Consider the following 9,728-nt stretch of genomic DNA (forward strand, 5'->3'; position numbering starts at 1 on the left):
CAGCATGTTGGAACAAATCGGCGTAAAATTGATACAATGTATCATATTGTACTAATTTGAGCTCGTACTTTATAGTTCACAATAGATAACAATACGCTTTATCGCCATCTGAATTTCATTGTTTTTGGCCATACTCAGATCTATTAATTCGACAATGGTAAATTTTTTCCTGGATAAATTTTTCGATATTCCAGGCTTGAGCCTAAAATATTATGAAAGAGGATGGTATTTTTTTTGCAAAAAACCAAATATTCCCATTTTCACATAAAAAAGTATCTTTTTCATATTCTTTCTACTGCTATTCTAAGTTACATTTGCCTTATAAGTAAACTTGACTCAAAAGAAGTAATTGCTGAAATGAATGAAGATGCCTATCTCATCATTTTAAATTTCTGAATTGATTCGATAAGAATACTGTAAAAAGAATCCTACAATACTACACTGAAAAACATTTTGTGGAACGATGCTGTCGTTCCACATTTTTCATCTATTAAATCGGTCTCCACCCAACCTTCTACGGCAGCCACTTTAGCTTGCTCGCCGTCTTTTCATACGTTAGTCCCCGGTAGTTCCTTCCGTTGTCATTTCAATTTTATGGATTGTACCGTCTGCACGGTAATTTAGGGTATCTATGCATATCGAACGGCTAAAACTGCCTCCATCTGGGTTAATCCCCCCATTATGGTAAACGAAATACCATTGGTTTTTAAAAGGGACAATTGCTTGATGGTTCGTATTGCTATTGCCTGCTATTTCATTCAGAATCCCTTTATACACATAGGGACCTTCGATCTTATCGGCCATGGCATAAGCGATCTTCTCCGGAAATTCCGTGGCATAACTCAAATAATATTTTCCATTGTGCTTGTGAACCCACGGTGCTTCGGTAAAAGCCAGTCCTTCAAAATTCAATTGCTTTACTTCGCCATCAATCTCAACCATATTTTCCTTGAGTTTTGCGTAGTAGCACTCACGGTTACCCCAGAAAATCCAGGCTTGGCCATCATCATCAATAAAAACAGCCGGGTCGATACAGGCCCAAGAATGGGAAGAAGCAAAACAGTCCTTATTGGTCAATAACGGTTTCCCCAATGCATCTCTAAAGGGACCTTCGGGTCTATCTGCGACAGCAACACCTATTCCGGACCAATTAGAGCTGATGTACCAGTAATATTTTCCATTACGTTCGGTAACGTGTCCCGCAAATGCATCGCCGCTTTTTGCCCAGGTAAAATCACTTATTCTCAAAGACACTGGATATTCCGTCCAATTTTTTAAATCCGTTGTAGAATAAACAATCCAGTCTTTCATCTTATAGCCTTGCTGACCTCCTGCAAAATCATGGCCTGCATACAACCAAAGTGTATCCCCCTTAACCATTGCTGCTGGATCAGCCGTAAAATGATGCTTAATAATCGGATTTCCCTTTGCGGTAAAACGATACCTGTCATCCCCAACCTCTGGAGATAGTAATTCACCGGGTACACCACCCCATTTACTATTCAGAAGACGAGACTCTTCCTTGCTAATTGAAATCACACTTCCATGTCGCGGGTTAAAATTTTTACGCAAAGCCTCAGGTTTCGAGGAGAAATTAAAAAGATCATCTGTGCGCTGAAATTCATATCTTCCATTCGCATACAGATCATACATCAAGATATAATCGTCTGTTCCGTTCAACTTAAAAAGACTCGATCCTTCGACAACAACAGAAGTGTCTGCATAGGCATCGAGATACCGGAAGTCTTCTTTCCATGGTCCTTTTAGGGATTTACTTGTCGCCTGCTGAATCCCATTTTTCACTTCTTTGCCCGCACCATCTTTTGTATTGCCCTTAAAGAAAAAATGGTATAACCCATCTTTATAGACGATATCGCCATCAATACCGCCAAATTTTGGACTGAACAATAAAGTAGGTTCCCTTTCAAATCCACTAAAATCTTTATTCGCATAGGCTGCATAAAAATCAAGTTTATCGTTCTCATATGATTTCACCGTAAAATATACAAGGTATTTTTTCGCAACTGGATCATAGATCGTCTGTGGTGCCCATACCCATTTTACGTTTTTAAATTTTTTAGGGTATAATTTTGCCAGATCAACAGTATTGTGTTTCCAATCCGTCAGGTTATCAGATCGCATCAGAATAATACCAGGATTACTTCCCCAACCATTCTTGGCGGTAAACATATCAGTTGCGACCATATAAAATGACTTTTTGTCCTCTCCCCTAAGGATGTGCGGATCACGAATCCCTCCCGTTTGGGATATATCCGCGGATGACAAAACAGGTTTATTGTTATTTAATGCAACCCAGTTTTGCGCATCCTGACTGACTGCAAATCGCAATTGCTCTTGTGTATTTTTATCCCCCGAACCCTCAAAATAAGCAAAAAGATAACCCGCCGCCTTATCTGCATTGTATATTTTTTGCGCTATGACATTAGTAAAACTCATTAATGCAATACTCAATACCCCCATTTGTTTTAGTTTCATGTCGGATCAATTTTTAGGTTTTTCTAAATGTTTATTTGTCAAGCAAACCTTCTTTATTAAAACTTAACCATGGATTGTTTAATGCACAAATTCCAAATTATCTTGATCTCGAAAGGATATTCAACACGAATTTAAATTTGCTCAAAAACGCTTTTCCACGATGCTTTAGTAGAATACGATACGAGGCTTACTTTTTATTAATGTTAAATATACACTTATTATTCAAATAGGCGGTATTTTTTATGATAAGTATCGTTTAAAACGGGACATTTTCCAAGGGTAAAAGTCTTGAATCCGAGATAGCTGCAATCCGATGCCCTATAATCTTCATATAAGCTGGATTTTGTTCAAATGAAAAAAAATCGGACACACTTTTCTGTTTAATCAGCATACAGATATCCCACTGTTCCTGATCGGGCCCTATCAGAAACCGATCACCATGCCCAATAAAAAGTAGCTCACCGCCGCTTTCTTCCACAAAAGGTTTGGCTAGCTTTATATAATTCATAAAAGCATCGTATCCCGAAATTTCTTTGATTGGTGCAATCTCCGGAAAATTAGTATAGTCCGCGATTTTCCTCAACTGAATTAAATTAAGATTTACAATAGGGCCTTGGATATTTTTCAATGCCAGATTCCTTCCGGCTTCATAACCGGGATACAAATACGTCTTTCTTGTCATATCAATAGATACTTGTTGTTTCACTCACTTTACTTTTCAACTCAGTTGCGGCGTGAAGTACGACTTTTTTATAAGCAATGATTTTGTCGTTTTCAAATGGAATAATAACTGTATTTTCAAACAGGAAATTTCCCTCACCCAATCGGTTCCAATCCGCCTGCAAGTTTTTGTTGTCAAATTGCCCCATGTTTAACATAAATCTGATTCTGTTGGAAAGAGCGGTTAAATTCAGGCTATCTGCGATATGTATTTTATTTTCGGCCATATTGTAAATTGTTAAAACTCCCATCAATGGTTTACTTTCCAGGAATTCGGATTTCAATTGTTTTTTATCTACTTTGTTCATGTGCTTTTAAATTAAAATTATAAATCACCACCCAATGATTTCAATTGCGCAGCAAAAATAAGGAGATCTGTTACGGCCATTCCGTCCAATAGCTTATTGGCGATGTGCTCAGCTGTAACAGTAGCCTCATTAAAAATTCGATCACCAGCCGCAGTAAGCTTCACATAGCTGACCCGGGCATCTCTATCATTGTGTTCTTTTACAACAAGCCCCATCTTTTCCATAGGTGAAATAATCCTTGTAATCCCTGAGGCCGTTAAACCGGTACTTTCAGCCAGATCAATTCGCCGTAACCGGTTCCCGGAAGCCTGACTTAAAATATGTAGGATCATAAAGTCTGTCAGACTTAGTCCATGCAAGCTCAACCCATCAAACTTTTTGGTGATGACAGATTGAACTTTTATAATGTTCAAAATCGTATTAATTGCGGTCATATTATTATTTGCAAAATACTTGACTGCTCAAGTATTTTGCAAATATAATAGTTTTATTTAAATGGTTGAACAAAATAAACAAAAGATTCTGCGAACGGGGTGGTTACACTAAAGCGCATTAATTCTATTTCTTTCGTGGGAGAAGGAGATTTGTATAAAACTACACTTAGGTGTAGCATTGATGCATACTATCGTAAGTCATATTTTCCATGTTGAAGATAAATATGTAAGTTATTACGAATCCCAACATTCAACAACGGGCTCGATATATCTCTTGATCCAAAGCCATTATAGATATGTCAATATCATGATAGGATTGTTTATCGCTTTCTGGGCAAAGCTATTTTTCAAAAAATATGGTTTTAATCTTTTTGAAATTGTTATCCTATTGTGTTTTATTTTGGGAATGACGATGTTGATCTATACCGTTTTTGCAATAATTGAGGGTGTAACCCATACGAGCGTTATGGTACAGGCGAGCATTGTCGCTATGTTATATAGCGTATGGGCTATTGGGCAATTTTTCGATCCCTACAAAATACCGAGTTATTTAAAGGCACTCGCAATTTATATTTTAGGATATGTATCATTTACAGTAGCAATCTTTATTATCGGTCTATCAATTGACTTAATTTTAATGAAAAGATAGTTTATGCACTCAATTTCCTTCCTTATGAGACCTTGATAAAAAGCAGATGGGTAACTTTACACGATAAACTTACCCATCATGCTGCTAGTTGCCTGTTACAGATTATTTCTCAGATATCCCTGGAAGTTGTCTTGAAACTGAAGGCCGGTCCCCAGCCTATATTTACTTAATTTATTGTTGAGCGTAAGTCCCCATAATACAAATTCGGTCAGAAAATGGAGATCTTCGGGTTTCGTTTCTGGCTGATATTGCTGAATTAAAGCATGTATAGGCTTCACTTGATCCAAAACCTGCTTATACGTTGAATCGTTGAGTTCATCAGATAATTCGATCCCCTCTGATTCTGAAAACCAACGAACAATGTCGTCGTAAGGATAACGTTCGTTATCTCTTTCCAGTTTCTCAATTTTTGGAAATAAAATCGGAAAAAGGTTTTTAATCGCGTTTTCTATCAGCTGCAGTGCGACGATACCCGCCCCTTCCTGCTCGCCTTCATAAACGAGCTCAACTTTACCTGTTATCGCAGGCACAATACCCATAAAATCACTCAGCCGTACTGCAGTTGCTTGCGCACCACTTCTGAGCATGCGCAATTCAGCGGTGCTTAATAAGTTTTGAAATGCCGTAATGCTCATACGCGCACTCACGCCACTCTTTTCATCAACATATTCACTATTTCGTGCTTCAAAGCTTATCTGCTCAATCAATTCCCTAGCCAGTTCGGGGACGTATATCTGCTCCTTCTGGGCCGCTTCCAAGTTCGCTTCCTGCGCTGTAATTGCCTTTGCTATCTCAACCGATGCTGGGTAATGTGTGAGTATCTGCGATCCTATGCGATCTTTCAGCGGCGTCACAATACTCCCTCTATTGGTATAATCCTCCGGATTCGCAGTAAATATAAATTGTACATCTAACGGTAAGCGTAACTTAAAACCACGGATCTGAATATCGCCCTCTTGCAATATATTGAAGAGAGCTACTTGGATTCTAGCTTGAAGATCAGGCAGCTCGTTAATGACAAATATGGAACGGTTTGCCCTTGGAATCATACCAAAATGAATCACACGATCGTCTGCATAGCTCAGTTTTAAATTTGCGGCTTTGATGGGATCTACATCACCGATCAAATCAGCGACCGTCACATCTGGTGTGGCCAGCTTCTCCGCAAAACGATCACCTCGACCAAGCCAGCTTATCGGTGTATCGTCGCCTTTCTCCTTCAGAAGTTCTAGCGCATAACGCGATATGGGGTTAAACGGATCATCATTAATCTCTGAACCCTGAACCACTGGCACATATTCATCCAATAAGTTGACCATGAGCCTAGCCAAACGTGTTTTCGCCTGACCGCGAAGGCCTAAGAAATTAATATTGTGTTTGGAAAGAATTGCTCTTTCAAGTTCTGGAATAACGGTATCTTCATAACCATGTACTCCATTGAACACGGTTTCGCCCGCCTTTATTTTTGTAATCAGATTATGACGCAATTCTTCTTTTATTGTTTTAGGTTTATAACCCGAAGTTTTTAATGCACCAAATGTTGTAATCTTCGTGTAATCCATATATTCTTATCGTATTCTTTTTTTTCGATTTTCTTCGTAATCCTCAAAAATCATTTCGCCTAGATCCCCAAGTCCCGTGTAATAAGCCTTCCCTTGATTTGAAGCTGTAAACTCGTCGACAAATTGCTGCAGATAAGTATCCGAAGCAATCATAAAGGTTGTAATTGGTATTCCCAGCTTCCGGGCTTGCGCAGCCATACTATAGCACTTGCTAGTGATAAAAGGATCCAAGCCCATAGGATTTTTATAATAAGTACCGTCCGGCATATTTAAACAGCTCGGTTTCCCATCGGTTATCATAAATATTTGCTTATTCGCATGCCGTTTTCGCCTTAGTAAGTCCAACGCTAGCTTTAAACCTGCGACCGTATTGGTATGAAATGGTCCAACTTGCAAATAAGGCAGGTCTTTTATCGCAATAGGCCATGCATCGTTTCCGAAAACAATAACGTCAAGTGAGTCTTTCGGATATCGGGTCAAAATAAGTTCCGATAAAGCCATCGCTACTTTTTTTGCAGGAGTGATCCGATCCTCGCCGTATAAAATCATACTATGGCTGATATCGATCATCAACACTGTACTCATCTGCGACTTAAACTGTGTATCTTCTACGACGAGATCATTTTCTGATAAGGCAAACTCGCCTATCCCATGATTGATCTGTGCGTTTTTCAAGCTCTCTGTCAAAACTATTTTCTCCAGGCCATCTCCGTACTGATAATTTCTGAAATCGCCCATATTTTCGTCACTCCGTCCCTGGTGATTGGTTTTATGATTGCCTGATATCCCTTTCCTCATTTTCCCAAAAATCTGGTCCAAGGCATGCTGACGCAAGGCTTTCTCCAGCTTTGAGGTAATATCTACTCCACCTTCACCACCAAACTCCACTTTTTCTCGGATATAACCTTTATCCTTCAGATCCGCAATAAAATCATCTATCGTATAGGCTGGAGTCGTCAGTTTGAACTCTTTATCCAATTGCCTAAGCCAGTCAATGGCTTCATCAAAATCACCAGAGGTATGGGTAATCAGTTCTTTGAAAATGTCAAATAATTTATCAAAAGGCGTTTGAAACGGCTCTTCATATTGCTTGAAGAGAAAACCTTTACTTCGTTTCGTGCTTTTCATGCATTCCTTTTATTAGTATGAGGAAGCTATCCAAATAGTGTATCGGATGCTTCATAGTATGAATTTACGAAATAATAATTTTTGTAAGCACCTTATGTCCATTTAACTTTAAAAACTGGCTATAGTATGACGCACGAGCGACAACTTCCACTGAGGAATTAGTTTCAGGCCTTTACGCTCTCCCAGTCAAAAGCCGCAAAGAATTGGTATTCCTTGCGGCTTTTTAATCCAGTTATTCTAAATACAAAAGAATTACCCCTGAAATAAGTACCCGTTAATAAAGCAGTTCCAACGTTGGCTTATTGGCGGTTGCTTCCCTGCTACTAAAAGACATATCATTTGTAGAAGAAGCCGCAGCTGTATTTAAAAATAGAAAGGATACTTTACGATCAGTACCGGTAAGCAATCTATTAATGGCCGAGGTGACGTCGACGGTCTGTAAACCTATCCCTGACACAGAAATCTTACCGACAAGTACAGTATCCATTGGTGCATTGTTCCAATTAATGCTATTTTCCAACCAAGATGTCGTGGAGGTTGTATAAATATTAATAGTCCTTTGTGGTGCTGTATTCACTCCTGCAACATACATTTTTAATTTTGCCGAACTCACTTTAGGTGTAGTAATCATCGCAATATCAAATTTAGCGTATGCTTTACGCGCGTAAGATGTAGCGTCGGATTTGATGACAAGATCAGCTGTAGTTCCATAATTTGTACTCGCATAGGTACCGTTACGGACATAGGCATCGGCAAGAGAACTTCCGGCATTGGCTACAACAGCATGCTGAAACGCTCCAACGTCTGGATTACCCAATGGCAACGCATTTCCAGCGAAATCCACGCCCCCATTGTTACTTATAAATATACCAGCATTAAGGGCAGCCGAACCGGAACCGACATCATAACCTTTTGCAGCGTCAAGGCCGTTTCCACCAATTGGATTGACAAATACCGGATCTTCATAGAAATTGTTATTCCGCACGGTAGTTCCCCAGTTCAATGACGTAAATGTACTTGACGGAAATAAACAATTATTGTTAAACTTCAGTCCGTTATCGGCCTGAGTAGACAGACTACTAATGGTCGAGGTTGTGTAAAAAATATTATTTGAAAATGTTGCATAAGGCTTTCCTGAACTCACGCCATTCATGACGTTAAACAGGCTGGCGGTTGGATTTTTGATGTAGAATACATTATTATAAATCTCACGGGAATCGTATGTTGTTTTTTCGATCAAAAAGAGCTTCTTTAACCTTGTTGTACCGATATCGTTGACAGAAACGTTGTAGCGGACTTTAATATTCTTAGACTGGTTCATAAAAAGCATAAATCCGCCGTTATTATCATGCGAATAATTGTATTCGAAGATATCTCCATCGGTTACTGAATTGGTATCATAGCCATCGGCATCGAACGCGACTCCGTCATTGGCCCCTCCGCCTGTCATACCGTAAACCTCATTATAAGCCACCAGCGTATTCAAACTGCCAATTGTCCAAATACCCGCATAATTTTCAGAGCCTGTGTTCATACATGCCTTATAGACCGTATTGTGTGTAATTTTACTTCCTCCCGTCACGCCAGACATAACGATACCGTCGCCGTAGATATATTCAATCAAATTGTTATCGATAATAATATCTTTTGATCTTGCTGCCATAGCCCTATCGCCAGTGGTCCTTATCCCTTCAACGGAACAGTTGGCGACATGACAACTTTGTACCAAAGCCCCGTATATTTTACCGTCTAAGATAATCCCGCCAGAGCTTTTGTTATAATTGGTCTGTCCATCGATAGCACCATTGACGTCATGGACATAACAATTTCTAATGGAGACATTGCTGATTGCTGTTCCTGCAGAACTGCCTCCAATCACGCGGATCCCCGTGGCAGCATAACTTGTCCCGCTTGGGATTGTATTCGTCAGTTCGAGGTTATTTACTTCAAAATAAGATACTTTATTAAGGTATAGCGCATTTGATCCATTTCTCTTTCCACCGCCGTTGATAATCGGACGAACATCACCGCCATATTTATCTATGATAATGGGAGCTTCAGCCGTTCCCGAATTTTTCATATGCAAAGTGTCATTCCATACGCCACCGCTCTTGAATAAGATACGGTCGCCGGGGCCAAAAACCGAGGCATTAATTTTGGCCAATGTTCTCCATGCTGTAGTTGTGCTCATTCCTGTACTATCATCGTTTCCGCTGGGATCTATGTAGTAAGTATTGCCCACACTTGCCAGATTCGCCTTCGCTTTTGTTTTTAGCGATGTCGGAGAATCTATTTGAACAGACTTTTGGCAGCTCAGTAGCCCAATGACTCCAATAGAAATCACCATCATTAATTTTCTCATCATGTTGTTTTTAGTTTTATAATTTGTTATAATTTTTACAGACGTATTCTCACTTGCGTCCTAAACGTT

At 39.4% G+C, this 9,728-nt stretch carries 8 protein-coding genes; 1 reads left to right on the forward strand and 7 read right to left on the reverse strand.

Going from position 1 to position 9,728, the window contains the following annotated elements:
* Positions 1–555: 555 nt before the first annotated feature.
* From B2X72_RS18645 to B2X72_RS18660, 4 genes are all read right to left on the reverse strand, one after another.
* Complete coding sequence (locus B2X72_RS18645) at positions 556–2,496, reverse strand: family 43 glycosylhydrolase (protein ID WP_286851023.1); 1,941 nt, start codon at positions 2,494–2,496, stop codon at positions 556–558.
* Between the two features lie 256 nt (positions 2,497–2,752).
* Complete coding sequence (locus B2X72_RS18650; RefSeq protein ID WP_286851024.1) at positions 2,753–3,202, reverse strand: hypothetical protein; 450 nt, start codon at positions 3,200–3,202, stop codon at positions 2,753–2,755.
* The gene (locus tag B2X72_RS18655) at positions 3,180–3,524 is read right to left on the reverse strand and encodes a GIY-YIG nuclease family protein (protein WP_286851025.1); all 345 of its coding nucleotides are present in this window, start codon (positions 3,522–3,524) and stop codon (positions 3,180–3,182) included. The genes B2X72_RS18650 and B2X72_RS18655 overlap by 23 nt, the downstream gene beginning before the upstream one ends.
* A gap of 17 nt (positions 3,525–3,541) precedes the next feature.
* On the reverse strand, positions 3,542–3,958 hold the full coding sequence (locus B2X72_RS18660; protein ID WP_286851026.1) for a MarR family winged helix-turn-helix transcriptional regulator: 417 nt from the start codon (positions 3,956–3,958) through the stop codon (positions 3,542–3,544).
* Between the two features lie 181 nt (positions 3,959–4,139).
* Between B2X72_RS18660 and B2X72_RS18665 the strand changes: the two genes are divergently transcribed.
* Positions 4,140–4,607, forward strand: coding sequence for a hypothetical protein (locus B2X72_RS18665; RefSeq protein WP_286851027.1), 468 nt, complete (start codon positions 4,140–4,142; stop codon positions 4,605–4,607).
* A gap of 95 nt (positions 4,608–4,702) precedes the next feature.
* On the opposite strand, the gene B2X72_RS18670 is transcribed toward B2X72_RS18665, so the two are convergent.
* The 3 genes from B2X72_RS18670 to B2X72_RS18680 all read right to left on the reverse strand — a co-directional run bounded on the left by B2X72_RS18670 (position 4,703) and on the right by B2X72_RS18680 (position 9,662).
* A complete protein-coding gene (locus B2X72_RS18670; protein ID WP_286851028.1) occupies positions 4,703–6,169 on the reverse strand; it encodes a sigma 54-interacting transcriptional regulator in 1,467 nt (488 codons plus the stop codon).
* Between the two features lie 6 nt (positions 6,170–6,175).
* Positions 6,176–7,297, reverse strand: coding sequence for a vWA domain-containing protein (locus B2X72_RS18675; RefSeq protein ID WP_286851030.1), 1,122 nt, complete (start codon positions 7,295–7,297; stop codon positions 6,176–6,178).
* A gap of 274 nt (positions 7,298–7,571) precedes the next feature.
* Positions 7,572–9,662 (reverse strand): DUF7594 domain-containing protein, encoded by a 2,091-nt coding sequence (locus B2X72_RS18680; protein WP_157698418.1) that lies wholly within the window; start codon positions 9,660–9,662, stop codon positions 7,572–7,574.
* Positions 9,663–9,728: the final 66 nt, after the last annotated feature.

It is taken from the genome of Sphingobacterium sp. UBA7253 (genome assembly GCF_002472745.1).
In the GTDB taxonomy this organism is placed as follows: domain Bacteria; phylum Bacteroidota; class Bacteroidia; order Sphingobacteriales; family Sphingobacteriaceae; genus Sphingobacterium; species Sphingobacterium siyangense.

Bases quoted from the DNA above. Each gene is read 5' to 3' on its own strand.
- B2X72_RS18660 (WP_286851026.1), bottom strand. From the start codon at position 3,958: ATGACCGCAATTAATACGATTTTGAACATTATAAAAGTTCAATCTGTC.
- B2X72_RS18675 (WP_286851030.1), bottom strand. From the start codon at position 7,297: ATGAAAAGCACGAAACGAAGTAAAGGTTTTCTCTTCAAGCAATATGAA.
- B2X72_RS18655 (WP_286851025.1), bottom strand. From the start codon at position 3,524: ATGAACAAAGTAGATAAAAAACAATTGAAATCCGAATTCCTGGAAAGT.
- B2X72_RS18645 (WP_286851023.1), bottom strand. From the start codon at position 2,496: ATGAAACTAAAACAAATGGGGGTATTGAGTATTGCATTAATGAGTTTT.
- B2X72_RS18680 (WP_157698418.1), bottom strand. From the start codon at position 9,662: ATGATGAGAAAATTAATGATGGTGATTTCTATTGGAGTCATTGGGCTA.
- B2X72_RS18670 (WP_286851028.1), bottom strand. From the start codon at position 6,169: ATGGATTACACGAAGATTACAACATTTGGTGCATTAAAAACTTCGGGT.
- B2X72_RS18665 (WP_286851027.1), top strand. From the start codon at position 4,140: ATGCATACTATCGTAAGTCATATTTTCCATGTTGAAGATAAATATGTA.